The organism is Paenibacillus turicensis, assembly GCF_050461185.1.
GTDB lineage: Bacteria > Bacillota > Bacilli > Paenibacillales > Paenibacillaceae > Fontibacillus > Fontibacillus turicensis_A.
The window spans coordinates 141,567-156,525 of record NZ_JBCMOR010000007.1; the positions used below are offsets into that span (position 1 = coordinate 141,567).

General features: G+C 36.9%; 13 protein-coding genes. 5 read left to right on the forward strand and 8 right to left on the reverse strand.

The genetic code is table 11. From position 1 onward, the window contains the following. The first annotated feature begins 93 nt into the window (after nucleotides 1-93). Together ABE099_RS13140 and ABE099_RS13145 are read left to right on the forward strand one after the other, a co-directional pair. Entirely contained in the window at nucleotides 94-1,593 is a 1,500-nt protein-coding gene (locus ABE099_RS13140; RefSeq protein ID WP_430031373.1) for a spore germination protein, read from the forward strand. Continuing rightward, nucleotides 1,590-2,783 (forward strand): Ger(x)C family spore germination protein, encoded by a 1,194-nt coding sequence (locus tag ABE099_RS13145; protein WP_430031375.1) that lies wholly within the window; start codon nucleotides 1,590-1,592, stop codon nucleotides 2,781-2,783. The genes ABE099_RS13140 and ABE099_RS13145 overlap by 4 nt, the downstream gene beginning before the upstream one ends. 122 nt (nucleotides 2,784-2,905) lie before the next feature. Here the strand turns inward: ABE099_RS13145 and ABE099_RS13150 are convergent, their stop codons facing one another. Then, nucleotides 2,906-4,903 carry a methyl-accepting chemotaxis protein gene (locus tag ABE099_RS13150; protein ID WP_430031378.1) on the reverse strand — a complete coding sequence of 666 codons (1,998 nt, stop codon included), beginning with the start codon at nucleotides 4,901-4,903 and terminating at the stop codon, nucleotides 2,906-2,908. Nucleotides 4,904-5,257: 354 nt separating this feature from the next. Between ABE099_RS13150 and ABE099_RS13155 the strand changes: the two genes are divergently transcribed. Together ABE099_RS13155 and ABE099_RS13160 are read left to right on the forward strand one after the other, a co-directional pair. Further along, nucleotides 5,258-6,427 carry an MFS transporter gene (locus tag ABE099_RS13155; protein WP_430031581.1) on the forward strand — a complete coding sequence of 390 codons (1,170 nt, stop codon included), beginning with the start codon at nucleotides 5,258-5,260 and terminating at the stop codon, nucleotides 6,425-6,427. Continuing rightward, nucleotides 6,420-7,061 carry a TetR/AcrR family transcriptional regulator gene (locus tag ABE099_RS13160; RefSeq protein WP_430031380.1) on the forward strand — a complete coding sequence of 214 codons (642 nt, stop codon included), beginning with the start codon at nucleotides 6,420-6,422 and terminating at the stop codon, nucleotides 7,059-7,061. Before ABE099_RS13155 ends, ABE099_RS13160 begins: the two co-directional genes overlap by 8 nt. Nucleotides 7,062-7,171: 110 nt before the next feature. On the opposite strand, the gene ABE099_RS13165 is transcribed toward ABE099_RS13160, so the two are convergent. Both ABE099_RS13165 and psiE read right to left on the reverse strand, forming a co-directional pair. Then, nucleotides 7,172-8,497 carry a 6-phospho-beta-glucosidase gene (locus ABE099_RS13165; RefSeq protein ID WP_430031382.1) on the reverse strand — a complete coding sequence of 442 codons (1,326 nt, stop codon included), beginning with the start codon at nucleotides 8,495-8,497 and terminating at the stop codon, nucleotides 7,172-7,174. 427 nt (nucleotides 8,498-8,924) lie between these two features. Further along, a complete protein-coding gene (gene psiE, locus ABE099_RS13170; protein WP_430031384.1) occupies nucleotides 8,925-9,365 on the reverse strand; it encodes a phosphate-starvation-inducible protein PsiE in 441 nt (146 codons plus the stop codon). A 696-nt stretch (nucleotides 9,366-10,061) separates the two neighbouring features. On the opposite strand from psiE, the gene ABE099_RS13175 reads away from it, so the two are divergent. Then, entirely contained in the window at nucleotides 10,062-10,277 is a 216-nt protein-coding gene (locus ABE099_RS13175; protein WP_430031386.1) for a PspC domain-containing protein, read from the forward strand. 234 nt (nucleotides 10,278-10,511) lie between these two features. On the opposite strand, the gene ABE099_RS13180 is transcribed toward ABE099_RS13175, so the two are convergent. The 5 genes from ABE099_RS13180 to ABE099_RS13200 all read right to left on the reverse strand — a co-directional run bounded on the left by ABE099_RS13180 (nucleotide 10,512) and on the right by ABE099_RS13200 (nucleotide 14,827). Continuing rightward, nucleotides 10,512-11,810: an ABC transporter permease gene (locus ABE099_RS13180; protein WP_430031388.1), complete on the reverse strand. Its 1,299-nt coding sequence runs from the start codon at nucleotides 11,808-11,810 to the stop codon at nucleotides 10,512-10,514. Beyond that, complete coding sequence (locus ABE099_RS13185; protein ID WP_430031390.1) at nucleotides 11,803-12,708, reverse strand: ABC transporter ATP-binding protein; 906 nt, start codon at nucleotides 12,706-12,708, stop codon at nucleotides 11,803-11,805. The genes ABE099_RS13180 and ABE099_RS13185 overlap by 8 nt, the downstream gene beginning before the upstream one ends. 35 nt (nucleotides 12,709-12,743) lie before the next feature. Then, a complete protein-coding gene (locus tag ABE099_RS13190) occupies nucleotides 12,744-13,631 on the reverse strand; it encodes an ABC transporter ATP-binding protein (RefSeq protein ID WP_430031392.1) in 888 nt (295 codons plus the stop codon). Nucleotides 13,632-13,648: 17 nt separating this feature from the next. Continuing rightward, entirely contained in the window at nucleotides 13,649-14,035 is a 387-nt protein-coding gene (locus tag ABE099_RS13195; protein WP_430031394.1) for a GntR family transcriptional regulator, read from the reverse strand. 69 nt (nucleotides 14,036-14,104) lie between these two features. Further along, complete coding sequence (locus tag ABE099_RS13200; protein WP_430031396.1) at nucleotides 14,105-14,827, reverse strand: hypothetical protein; 723 nt, start codon at nucleotides 14,825-14,827, stop codon at nucleotides 14,105-14,107. Nucleotides 14,828-14,959 lie beyond the last annotated feature (132 nt).

Below are 14,959 nucleotides of genomic sequence, written 5' to 3' on the forward strand. Positions count from 1 at the left end.
ATGCTTAACTTTAGATGCTTGGATCAACGTGGATAAATTGTACTTAAATATCAAATACTAACTAGGCTTCATTGTGGATAGGAGGGATTAAAAATGAATGAGACGGATTTAAGTGTCCGACTTCAATGGTATAAAACAAAGCTGGAAAACTGCTCAGATATTATATTTAATACATTTCTAACTAAAAGCGAACATCGTTGTGCTCTTATCTATATCCAAGGCATGTTTGATAGTGTTACATTACAAAAAAATTTGTTAGCGTTACTAGATGAATTTAAAGCGTTACATGAAGATACCTTTGTGCAGGATATTATTGAAAATAATCAGCTATTTATTTCAGAAAATAATGTATATGCAGATTTAGAAAAAGGCCTAGATGCAATTATGAATGCACATGGTCTACTTATCATTGATGGGAACCCTTATATTATTGAAATTCCCTATACTGATTTTGAGAAACGTTCCATCGAAGAGGCGGCTAATGAATCCGTTATTCGCGGCTCTCGTGAAGCATTTGTTGAAAGTATACAAACTAATCTGACCCTAATACGGAGAAGAATACGGAATCCAAAGTTAAAAACAGAGCAAATGATTATTGGCAGACAGAGTAAGACCATTGTTGTAATTACGTATATTGAAGGAATATGCTCGGAGAAATTAATTAAGGAAATGAAAAGAAGACTATCCTATATTAAAATTGATGGTGTCCTTGGCTCTAGCTACTTGCAGGAGTGTATTCAAGATACACCTTATTCTCCATTTCCACAGGTGCAATATACGGAGCGACCAGATACAGTTTGTGCTTCTTTATTAGAAGGAAGGATTTCTGTATTAGTGGACAATACCCCTATTGCCTTGCTTGCTCCAGTAACTTTGCCAATGTTATTACAAGCCGCAGAGGATTATTATCAATCGTTTATATTCGCTTCTTTTATTCGAATTGTTCGACTGTTATTTTTTGGAGTATCTCTTTTGCTACCATCACTATATATTGCAGTAACAACATTTCACCCTGAGATGATGCCCTTTGACTTACTCATCTCCGTGTCAGCCTCAAGAGAAATTGTTCCATTTCCAGCTTTAATGGAAGCTCTTATTATGGAAATGGCGTTTGAAGCGCTCAGGGAGGCATCGATCCGTATCCCCAAATCTATTGGGCAAGCTGTATCTATCATAGGTGCGCTCATTATCGGAACAGCAGCAGTACAAGCAGGTATCGTATCCGCAGCGATGGTCATTATCGTTTCTTTGACTGGAATCGCCTCATTTATTATTCCTAATTTCGACCTGGGGCTTTCCTTTAGACTTCTTCGCTTTCCAATCATGCTGCTTGCTGGCTTTTTCGGAATTTTTGGTATTACTTGTGGTTTGCTTGTTATTTACATTCATATGATTAATTTAAGCTCGTTTGGGGTTCCTTTTCTTTCTCCATTTACCCCAATGAACAATGGGGATTATGAGGATACATTAATTCGAACACCATGGTGGCGTATGGTATATCGGCCAAAAAATTTTGCCACTCATAATGCTATGCGTCAGTCAAACAAAAGTCGGGATTGGCGTTACAATGAACAAGGAGAAAATGCAGAATGAAGCAAACAAAATTTCATCTTCTAAAGCTGATTTTGGTCATTGCTGGTTTATCCATTTTGCTTAGCGGCTGCTATTCATCTATTGAATTAAACAATCGAGCATTTGTATCCTTATTCATTATTGACCAAAATAAAAATGGAATTGATCTTACTTTAGGTTTTCCACTAACAACCAAGCTCATTCCAGGGCAACCCCCCTCTGGGAGTGGAGAGTTAGCCAAAAATTTCACCTTTGTGACTCAAACGGGCGATACTATCGAAGATGCGTTTCAGGCTATTCAGTCTGATGTATCTAGAAGAATTACGTTTAGACAAGCTCATAACATTATAGTAGGTAGTGAATATGCTAAGAAAGGGATTGGTGAAGTATTAGAATTTGCCTCCCGCAACCCTTATATGCGACTAAACAACAATATATTTATGATTGAAGGCAATGCTAGGGAGAAACTAGCTCAAGCCCCGATTTTTTTTGAACGTTTTCCAGTAACGGTATTAGAATCCTACATTGAAAACAGTAATTTACTTGATGTCACAGTCAGGGACTTTCTAATGTCAAATTCTATTGGTGGAGATAGCTTAGTCCCCGTGTTAGATTTTGAGAAAAGAAACTCTTTAGCTGACCCTGAGATCAAGCCAAGCCTGGGGACAGGAAGAACGGCTATATTTCGAAAGGGGAAGTTTATTCCTCCAATCCTTGGCCTTGATGAAACACGTGGGGCTTTAGTTGCTTTATCGCAAATAAAGGATTTTATGGTGAGTGTGGATTCACCTACAGATAAAAAAAAGGTTGGAGTCATATTTCAATCGTTACAAACAAAAATCAAACCGGTATTTAACAATAATAAGTTAACAATAAATATGTCTACAGAAGGGGAAGCCAATGTCATTTCCTCAGACTCTAATATTAACTTACATGATAAAAATGCTTTAAATAAGCTCAAGCAAACTTTAGAGGAGCTAGGCATTAACAGTACAAAAAACTTAATGAATAAAACACAAAGTGTTGGCGCAGACGTACTCGGAATCGGGGACTATGTTTCTGCTAAGTATCCGAAAAGATGGGCGAAAATAGAAAAGGATTGGCGTAACTATTTTAAAAATGAGGTTGATTTTAACATTCAGGTGCTTATTAACATTAAACGTTCAGGCTCAACTTCACAAGCAGTTAAGGATAGATTTGGGTTAGATTAGGATGACCTATAAAAGAAGGTACAGGAGTAAGTAAAAAGCTAATTTCACTTACACACTGTACCTTTTTATGTGCTACCTTGTTTTTATATATTACCTTGTTTCCTTATTTAGCTAACAATTATCTAAATTTTAAATTGAGCAATAATTGCTTTTAACTGTGTCGCCATATTCGACAAAACTTGTGCAGATGAAGAGATTTCTTGCATAGACGCAAGCTGTTCCTCTGCGGAAGCTGCAACCTCCTCCGAAGTTGCGGCATTCCCAACAGCAATGGAGGATAATTCACCTGCTGAAGCAGTGATTTGTTGTACACTTGCTGAAATCTGCTCAGCTGTTGCTGCAATTTCATCAATTTGTGGAGATGTTTCTTTAATTCCTTCAAGGCTTTTTTCAATTTTCTCCATTGTCACTGCGGAGACTTGAAGTCCTTCTTGAACATCCTCCGTTGCTTTTGTCATCGTTTTTACAGCTTCATTTGTATCATTAAGCACAAGTGTAATTAACCCAGATATTTGTTTTGCAGATTCTGCTGATTGCTCCGCTAGCTTGCGCACCTCATCCGCAACTACCGCAAAACCTCTGCCATGCTCACCCGCACGCGCCGCCTCAATCGAGGCATTTAAAGCTAACAAATTAGTCTGATTAGCCATTTCACTAATCACGGTTGTAATATCACCGATTTGCTTATTTCGTTGATACAAGGTTTGTAGCGTTTGGTTAGAGACTGTAACAGATTGATAAATTGCGTTCATTTGATTGTCTGTTTGAATTAACGACTCGCTACCTTCCTCAGCCTGCTTGGAAGAAGCTCTAGCTAAATCTGCAACCGTACTGGAGCGTTCTGCGATCAACATGACACCTTTAGATATTTCCTCTAAAGCGGTTGTATTGTGATCCAATCCGACCGTTTGCCGTTCTGCGCCTCCTGCAATTTCTTGAACAGCCAATGCCACCTGCTCACTTGCTGCGCTTGTCTGCTCTGCGCTCATCGTTAGATCATCCGAGGACTGAGCCACATGATTGGTTGTCTTGGCTACCTCCTCGATTAATGACCGAAGCTTCTGCTGCATCGTCTGGAATGCATGTCCAAGCTGTCCAATCTCATCTTCTGTTTTGACTTCAATTTGCTGCGTCAGATCCCCTTCACTAACAAAAATAGCTTGCTTTTTCAGAGTACTTATTGGTTTGACAATCGAGCGGATTATAAAAATCATAGCGCCAATCCCGATCACTAAACATACAAATAACGTTATCAAGGTTTTGTTGGTAATTGGTGAAACAGCTTCCTCTAATTCAGCGTTGACAAATATCCCTGCAATTTTCCAGCCTGTTAATTCATTCGTTTTATACACTAAATACTTACTGATTCCATCTGTGTCTTCATATTGATATTGGCTTTCAGGAGCATCATACATTTTTAGCTCATAAGCTTCTTTTGCTTCCTCTCCAGCTTTTTTAGATGGATGGGTAATATAGCTTTTATTTCTATCAAGCAATGTTGCATAGCCTGCTTTACCCACTTTAATTTTGCTTACATTATCGGCAATCGTGTCTAGCTTAAGGTCAATTCCTATCACACCAGTACCATCAGCCGTTGCCATTGAAACAGCAACTGTAACACCTTCGATCCCAATCGCAGAATAAGGCTCACTAACTACTGCCTTGCCTTTCTCCTTCATTGCCGATTCATACCATGGTCGTTTAGAAGGGTCATAACCTTCTGGCATTTTCGTGTCAGGAGACGCCACAAACTTTCCATCCTTAGTGCCAAAATAGATTTGGCTTACTTCAGGATGTAATGCGGCATAGTCATCAAAATATTGCTGAATCTCCGCACGCTTTTGTGACTCATCTAATAAAGTTGAATTCAAGCGCTTAGAGAAAAACTCAGCATCGTGGAGTTTAGGCTCAACACTCATATCAATCAATGAGTCAAGTGAATTCACCGACTCTCTTGCACTGCCTATCAATTGCTCCTTAATCGTATCACTGGCAGTATTGGTAGCTAATAGTCCAATCACACTTGATGGAATTACAAGGATAAGCACAAAAGATAATATCATTTTTGTCTTAAAGTTTTGAACGCTTAGTCTACTGAACCATCTTTTAATTATCCCCATAAGATGCCCCTCTTCCTCTCGCATTTTCAGATGTCGAAATGACTCGAAAATATGTATTTTCAATATTATATCTATAACCGTTTCAGAAAGCCATACACTTTTCACATTTTTTCATACTTTTTACACAGGACCTCATACCCACTAAATTATTCCAGTGGTTTACGATGAGCAAAAAAGTACTTACACAAAAATTTAATTAAAGCTATAATGTTTTACACCGTGTAAATAGTTTACATCGCGAAAACTATTTGATTGTATGTTTTATTTTAGAGATATTACTTTATGCAAGGACAAGGAGCGATCATTTTGGCTAATCAACTACGTATTTCCACTAAACTTCCTCTATTTATTTTAATGCTTAACTTATTTATCGCCTTATTAGGTCAAGGTATGGTTATCCCTATTTTGCCTGATTACCTTAAACAATTTAATGCGGCAGGTACCGCAGCAGGTTATTTAGTCGCTGCCTTTGGTGCTGCGCAGTTTATTTTCTCACCGATTGGGGGACGGCTATCAGATCAATGGGGACGTAAAGGGATGATTATGTCAGGTTTATTTCTGACTGTAATTTCCGATCTTATGTTTGCAGCATTACATACTTTACCCCTACTTTACTTGGCACGTTTTATTGGAGGAATTGGTCTTGGTCTCATGGTGCCATCCGTCATGGCCTATGTTGCAGATATAACTACACCCGTTACACGAGCAAAAGGAATGGGTTACATCAATGCCGCGATGAATTTAGGTATGGTATTAGGTCCAGGGCTAGGTGGGATTATTGCCCAATATGGAATTAGAACACCATATTACTTCGCTTCAGGCTTAGGTCTTATTGCAGCCATATTATCCATCCTTTTGCCAGAAACCTTAAAAAAGAAAGAAAAGATACATTTACCAGCTACAGCGCAGCAACGTGAACCGATCAATAATAAAATTAAAAAGTCATTTCATACCCCTTATTTCCGTTATTTATTGCTTACTTTAATTTCAACCTTTGGACTCGTTAACTACGAAACTGTGTTTTCCTTATTTGTAGAACAAAAATACAATTTTGATGCAAGTAAAATTTCAATTATCATTATGCTCGGAGCCGTTATTGGGATAGTTGTGCAAGTATGGTTACTGGATAAAATCATTAAGAAGCTTGGAGAAAATGTAATCTTGTGGAGCTCCTTAATTATGATTGGTGTTGCCTTTTTGCTGATGCTGATTAAAATTAACTTTGCTTATCTATTGCTTGTTTCATCTATCTTTTTTATTTTCAACGCTTTTCTTCGACCTACAGTAAGTACTAGCATTGCCAACTTAGCTGGAGAAGAACAAGGCTATGCTTCTGGCTTAAGCGCTACTTATATGAGTGTTGGTACAATTTTAGGACCCATTATTGCTGGATGGTTATTTGACAAAAATTTAAATTCACCTTATATTTTTGGTGCTATTATCGTTGTACTAACTCCATTTTTAACGTTATGGAATAGAAAGGATACAAAATCTATGAAAGCAAAGGTCCTTGATCATGACTGAAAGTTGGCACCAAGGTGTAAAAAATAAACATAGACAGCAATACATCGAAGCGGGTAAAGCCTTTTTGACTTCTCATGGCTTGTTGAATGTAAGTATTAAGGATATATGTGAACATGCAGGAGTAAGTCGTGTTACATTTTATAAGCATTTTGAATCCATTCATGAGCTTATATTTGAAGTGCAAATTGAATTACTTCAAGATATGTTTCATTTTATAAACACAACTGGAGCACAAACAATTGAGCCAACTGGGATACAAAAACTTCGGAAAATACTTGAAGCATGGCTCCATTATGCCGCAGTCCATCCAAGTCATCTTAAATATATTTTGATGTTTGACTTACATTATGGACATAACACTCAAAATAACGTATCCCAGGAACTAGAGCAATATTATAGAAACTTTATTGATACGCAAAAGACCAAAAATTTTCTTATTAAACCCATTGAGCAAGGTATAAGGGATGGCTCAATTCAGGCAGGAATAGAGGCTAGGACATCAGCCCTATTCATCTTTACAAGCATGATGGGACTATTATCTAGACTCAGTTTATTCCCCGCTGATGATCAAGATAATGATATGGGGCAACGGTTTATAGACATGTTGATCAATCATATTAGTTGCCACGAATAACTACTTAAATTAAAGAATATATACAGCAAGAGGGCAATCTAACTTGTTCAAACTTTACAGTAATAAAAAAGTGGAAGCGAGTTAGCGCTTCCACTTTTAATATTTCTCTATTACTTCTGATGGAACTGAGGCAAGTAATCACGATGTGCTTCTAGCATTTCATCTAGTAGCGCCTTAGCGGTGTCTCCACTTTGTACAAGTGGATTTAATGTAAAGGCTTGTAATGCAGTCGCATAGTCCCCTGTAACTGCTGCTTCAATTGTTAACTCCTCCATTGCCTTCATCACCTGTAGTAAACCACGATGTGCAGGTGGGAAGGAACCAAAATGGATAGGCTCTGCGCCATGCGCAGTAATCAAGCTAGTCACTTCAACTGCACTTTCATTCGATAGATCATTGATTGCACCTTTGTTCCGTGTGCTCACAACCATCTGCGTACCTTTGTTATTGTAAATGGAATTAATGATTTCACATGCAGCATCACTATAATAAGCTCCACCACGTTGTTCTAATTCTTTAGGCTTATAATCTAAATTAGGGTCCTTGTACAGTTCAAATAAGCTTTCCTCTAAGCGTTTTACAACTTGAGCTCTTGTCCCCTCTGTCTTCAGCTCATGCAGTTCTTCCTTCAACATATCATCCGTCATATAGTAGTAACGATGGTACGGACAAGGAATCATGTCCAATTGCACGATTTGCTCATATATAAATCGCATATTTTTAATATTTTCAACCATTTTATCTGGTTTTGCATCAGGTCCATAAGTTTTATCAATCGCTTCTCTAGTTAAATCCTTCCCGTCACGATCGTAAATTTTATGCCAGTGCAGGTGATTGATACCCGCAAACTTGAAAAACAGATCATTTTCCTGCTTCTCTAAAATAGCTGACTCCGTCTTGACAGCCATAATAGGTACGTTACATAAACCAATAACTTTTTCCCATTCCCCATAACGAAGCACAGCCTCAGTAACCATTCCTGCTGGATTCGTAAAGTTTATAAGCCATGCGTTTGGACATAACTCCTTCATATCCTCCACAATGCTCAAAATAACAGGAATCGTTCGAAATGCTTTAAACATTCCGCCTGCTCCATTGGTCTCTTGACCGATCATGCCGTATTTTAGAGGGATCATTTCATCCTTCATTCGTGCTTCCATAAGCCCTACTCGGAACTGAGTCGTTACAAAATCAGCATCCTTAAGTGCTTCACGACGATCTAATGTTAAATGAACCTCGCAGTCGATACCTGCTGCCTTTACCATTCGCTTCGCCATCGCACCTACGATTTCAAGTTTTTCTTTTCCTACCTCAATATCAACAAGCCATAATTCCTTAATCGGCAATTCATGATGCCTTTTTATAAAACCTTCAACAAGTTCAGGGGTATAACTAGATCCTCCGCCAATCGTTACGACTTTCAATCCCTTTTTCATGACAAATCCTCCTAATTAGCAGTTATTTTTGTTCCTAAAACAACTGTAATTTATGTAACGCATTACATGTCAAACTTTATTTTAATTGATTATTTATCTATGTATATTCCTTTATAACCGTTTTATAAACTTGTTATGCTTAAAGCAAGAGGTGGCATAAATATGGAAAATATATAAAAAATCGCTAAACTAGCAGGTGTATCGACAGCAACAGTAGATATAATGAGACATACTGAAGTACCTTATTCTTAAATATTGTTAAGAACAGATTACTGCTTTGCTTTTTAATCCAGTAAGAAAATGCAATACGATCTGTCGAAGACAGATCGTTGTTTGACACTTTTTCATCTATTTCCTACAGCTTGTTTAGCAACTAAATTTTGAATTATATTGAGCAATTCTTAAAAGAAGATGCAATTAAATCTTTTCAAAAATTTTCTTTTTCTTTCTCTTTTTTGTTATCCACACGATTGATTCGACTATTCGCAATAAAAAGAGAACAAACTAAAATCAGTATAGCCATTGACCACCAGAATGTATTTATGGCTACATCATGATCAACAATAATTAATCTAACAATTGCTGTTATACCAATATAGATAAAATACCTTAGCGGAAAATGAAAATTCGAATTAAAATACTTAACTATTAAGGCAATAAGTTCAAAATATAAAAAGAAAACAAGTAATTCAGCTATAATATCGTAACTACTCTCAGTTTTTGGAAATGTTTTAAAAACAGAGGTAATAATATACCATGTTTCACTAATTAACAAAATGCTTAAGGCTACGGCTAAAACTAAAAGACAAATATTCAAAAGATTTTGCAATATAAATGAAAGACTTTGGAACTTTTTGAGCTTATTCATACTTTTGTCTCCTAATCCATAATTTTTTTACTATATATTATTGATTAATATCTTTGATTGTAGTATGCCCTCCTCTGGTGGTGTACCTTGTTATCCATGAAAAATAAACACATAATTTAATCATTTATAATTTAAATAAATGTTTAAATGAGAATTATTAATTATGAATGTCATATTTGTAAACTCTTAAATCATTAAAATTTTAAATAACCTCGTAAAGATTACAATAACAGTGATCTACAGTCAAGATGATGATTCTGAAAAAATAAGGTTTTTTTATAAGCAAATAACAAAGCCTTATAGATCAAGGCTTCTTGAACTATAAGGCTCGGAGTAGAGTCTCATTCATTATTGTTGTTTATCTCACCTGTTATCGTAATCTATTATCTCAAGTGACTATAAGGAATTATAAGGGTCTGTAGCTATATATCCAAATATAACCATGAAAAAACAAGTTACGTAGTTAGGACTATTATAGCTATGTCGACTTCCTCATCGGTAAGCTGAAAATCTTATTAAAACTAAAGAATTCTTAAGTTTCATTAAGTCTAATGTATCTAGTACATTCTGTAATATATAATGAGAACACTCAGACGATGGTTTTCAGACAATCCAAGTCAATGATTAAACTTACAGAAAGTGGTACTGAACATGGTTTCACTGTAAAGCCTACTCAAATGAAAGGAAGGGCATGAAATGAAAAAGTTATATCGTTCACGGACAGACAAAAAGGTTAGCGGATTGTGTGGCGGTCTGTCTATATATTTTAACATAGATGCTTCAATTGTAAGATTGGTTATAGCAGTAGTAATGCTACTCAGCTTTGGTACTGTTCTGTTGCTGTACATTATCGCAAGCATTATTATACCTAAAGAGCCTTACGGATCAAATAGTAATAATCATAATTTATAACACTTAGTGATAGGATATGTCTGAAAACAAATCAATGAGTCAATTTCAAAAGGAAGCTATTAAACAAAGGACAAGAATGCCTTAGCTAACTTGTTGTAACGAGTAGCCCCAAGTTTATAATTGGCATCATACAGTATATCTAATTTGAGTTTTGTGAGATTATCACTTAAATTTACCCTCTTATGCACTATTGGTATTTTGTCTCAAATTAATTTACACCGGTTATCTTGTTTCTTATATTTTGTAAGCCTTCATCGCCTTGCGTAATTCCTTAAAGCTTGGGCGTTTACCATACAGTAACACACCAGTACGATAAATTTTAGCAGACAACCAACCAAAGAAGAAAATTGAAATGACAAGGATAACTAGAGATACAATAATCTCCCACGGTGCAATATCGCCAAGTCCAATCCGTACTAAGTTACTCGTAGGTGAAATAAATGGAATGTATGTGCTGACTTTAAGTAACATAGAGTTTGGTGCAGTGATGCTAAACATTCCGATATAAAATGCAGCTAAGGATAACATCGTAATTGGCATAATTGCTTGCCCTAACTCTTCTGTACGACTCACCATGGAGCCAATCGCTGCAAATAATGTTGCGTAAAGGAAGTAGCCTAAAATGTAGAATATCAAGCCTAACCAAATGACAGAGGCATTTAGCTGTGATAAATCTAGATTAAAATTAGCTAATATAGCCGAATTATGTGGTAGCATAATATTTAGTGCGATTACGCCAATAAAAATACCAATCTGTAAAATGCCAAGTAAGAACATTGCAATAATTTTACCAAACATTTGCGATAATGGAGATACACTTGTAATTAGAATTTCCATAATACGCGAGCTCTTTTCTGCTGTGACCTCTGAAGCAATCATATTTCCAGTCATCATACTCGTCATGAAAAATAGGAATAACAATAAATATACTGCGACGTAATTCATTACATTTTGCTTCTCTGATCCATCACTACCTGCCCCTGAATCTTGGTCTGTGCCTGAATCTTGGAGCTTTAATGCTTCAATTTTAACTGGAGCGTTTAGCTGAGCAATCTGCTCACTACTTAACGAGCCTTTAGTAATATATTGTGTTTTTACATTTTCCAGTGCCGCCTGCAATACTACCTGCAAATTGTTGCCGATAGAACTGTCTTCGGACGTATAATTCACGACAGGAAAACCAGAAGCATCTGCTTCCCCAAATGTTAAATAACCTTGAATTTTTTCGTCTTTAATTTGCTGCTGTAAATCCTCTTTACTTGTTTTTTCTTTAATATCAACAAAGGAATAACCTTCTAATGCTTGCTGATCAGTATATGCTTTGAAGCTAGTCGCAATTTCTGGCTGGTTTTCGTATACGATACCAATGACTGTTTTGTCTGAATCACTACCCGATGAAAATTTATCAATGAAATAAGGAACATTGAGTCCAATTGAGACCAAAAGTGCAAATATTAACGTTGTAATCACAAATGACTTCGTTCTAACCTTGTTCATAAAAGTAAACTTAATTACAGTTCCCATTCTATTCATTAGATTCACCGACCTCTTTAATAAAGATTTGATTTAATGTTGGTTCTTTAATTTCAAAATGCTCTACTTGTGTCACAGACATTGCTTTTTGAAGAATGTGCTGAGCCGCCGCCACCTCGGAGATCCGAATCGAATACCCTCTTTCTTTGCGCTCAACAGCAGTGACACCAGGTATTTCTGCCAAACCGTCCACCTCAGAGCTTGTATATAAAATGACCTCTTCCCTTGGGTAACGTTGTTTGATTTCCTTAATGCTTCCTTGAATTACTGTATTAGAGGCATGAAGGATGGTAATATGACGACACAATTCCTCTACATGTTCCATTCGGTGTGTAGAAAACAAAATACTTGTGCCTGCATCCCGCAGTTCCTTCACCGTTGCTTTTAATAGTTCAACATTAACGGGATCAAGTCCACTAAATGCTTCGTCCAAAATAAGGATAGATGGCTTATGCACAACCGCAGCAACAAAGCCCATTTTTTGCTGATTTCCTTTGGATAGCTCTTCAATTTTTTTATCGTAATACTCTGGTACTTCAAAGCGATCTAACCAATAACGCAAGCTTTTGTCTGCATCCGCCGTAGACATGCCTCTTAGGTTTGCCAAATACTTAATTTGCTCACTCACCTTCACCTTAGGGTATAGTCCACGTTCCTCAGGTAAGTACCCTGTAATTTTCTGTAATTCCTTGTTGTATGGCTTACCATGATACAATATTTCTCCAGCATCAGGATAAATAAGACCTAACACCATACGCATCGTTGTTGTTTTACCAGCACCATTTGCCCCTAATAAACCGTAAATTTCTCCTTGCTCCACTTGTAACGAAATTTCATTTACTGCTCGCTTCGATCCAAACTCCTTCACAACCTGATTCAAAACTAATGGCTTCGTCATTTTTTCTCCCTCTTTCTACTGTCAATAATTTATTTTCAAGGCTGCTGCCCATCGATCCATAGCTTCAAAACCTCTTCAATTTCTAAGCTTTCCTGCTTCATAATTTGTGCATCCTCCAGATTAGCCAGCAGTGATTGTAGCTCTGACTCACGAACTGTCACCTTATGAAGCCCAGCACCTTCCTCTTCAAATAACTGAACGCCAGCCTGCTTAAGCTGCTCACCAGTCATCCCTTTTACCCACACACGTTGCCAAGCACCATATAAAGTATCTTTTTCAACTCTGCCTAATGCACGCCCCTGATGGACTAACACAATATAATCAGCTAGTCGTTTAATTTCCTCAACGATATGTGTTGATAAAATAATACTTAATTCCTCTTGCTCCATTGCGCTCTGAAGCACTTTTAACATCTCTCGCCAAGCAAATGGGTCAAGCCCTGCTGTTGGTTCATCTAGGATTAATAGCTTAGGACGTGCAGCTAATGCACAAATGATTTCAAACTTACGTCTTTCTCCTTTTGAGATTCGGTTTAGTTTCTCGTGTAAAGGGACTTCAAATTGCTTAATCAGAACTTGGAAGCGTTGCTGATCCCACAGTGGGTATAATTCAGAACGGAAGCTACCTACCTCTGCGCCTGTCATATAGTCCTCTTCAGAGCATGGCAACTCGGAAATATAGCAAATTTGACGTCTAACCTCGATAGATAATTGATCTGGTGGATTTCCAAACCATGAAATCGTACCTTCATTAGGCAAAATACATCGCATTATCATTTGCAAAATCGTACTTTTCCCAGCTCCATTTGAACCTACTAATGCAGTAACATATCCTGCAGGGAAATGTAAATCAATTGGGCCTATCTGTTTCCCTCTTCCATATTTAACAACATTCTTGAATTCGATAACTAGCGGCTCTGACAATCGTCTCCCCCCTTTGCTTACGTATATTTTCTATTTAAAATTTCCATAAACAACGCTTTGAGCTCTTCGGCTGAATATTGAAGTGACTTTCCCTTATCGACAGCAAGCTCTAACGCCTCATTCACGGCAGCCCGTTTATATTCATCTCGTTCCTCATTACCCACCTTGGCTACAAATGTACCTGTCCCTTGTTTTGTGCGTAACAATCCTTCATTTTCTAAATCCTGATACACACGGCGGACTGTAATGACACTGCAACTCAAGCTACCTGCAAACTCTCTAATGGAAGGCAATAAGGTGCCTTCTTCAATCTGACCACTTACAATTAGGGAGCGTAGCTGTGCTTCGATCTGGGCATACAATGGCTCAGTGCTGTGTTCATTAATTTGAATGGGAATCCACACCTCTCTTCTTTCACCTCCACCAACACAACTGTGAGATCTGTGTATCTATTTTGTCTTGAACATATATTGTCATTGTCTTAAATCTCTTACTTGTAATTTATTTCTCACAATTCTGAGCATGATGCTTAAAAATACCACACCGATAACAATGATGCTCCACATGTAAGACGAACCTACTCCTTGCGTTTTAACAGATTGAATCACTGCTGTTGTTAAATGAAAGTTTAATAATTTAAAAGTAACAACAAGTGCCGTCGTGAAAAGAAGGATTAAAAAAGTCATCCATAAATATTTACGACCACTAAATAACAATTCAAAATAAATGTAAAACCCATTTATAAATAGTGCAAAACCACTCCATGTAACTATAAACAAGAACATCTGTCCGATATTTAACTCAGTGTGAAGATAAGAAGAACTAATATATAAGCTTGTGTATAAAATCAAGCCATTTCCTACTAAGGAACTCACTAGTTGAATCAACCGACTTTTCATTATCGTATCTATTGGAATCGGAAGCGTACGATAATACCACAGCATCTTGGTGTATGAGTCATCCCTAATATAGTGAAATGAACGTCTTGAAAAATAAAACCCTGACATCGGTATAAGCATCATCAGCAAAAAATCTGAAAAAGGACTTAAAATCTCAAATGCCTTTGTTTGACCATCTAACATAATGCCAACCATCACACCTGTATAAATCATAAAAACTAAGCTCCATATGAGATACAGACGATCTGTATATACATCCCGCTTAAATATAAACCAACCTTGCTTCCAACCATTCAATATAAATCAGCCCCCTATCAAGGATGAATAACACTGTGCTTACTGTATATATCTTTATACACAGTATATACACAGCAAATAACGTCGTCAAGTATTTTGCAAAAATTATATAGTTCCACCTTCATTATTTTT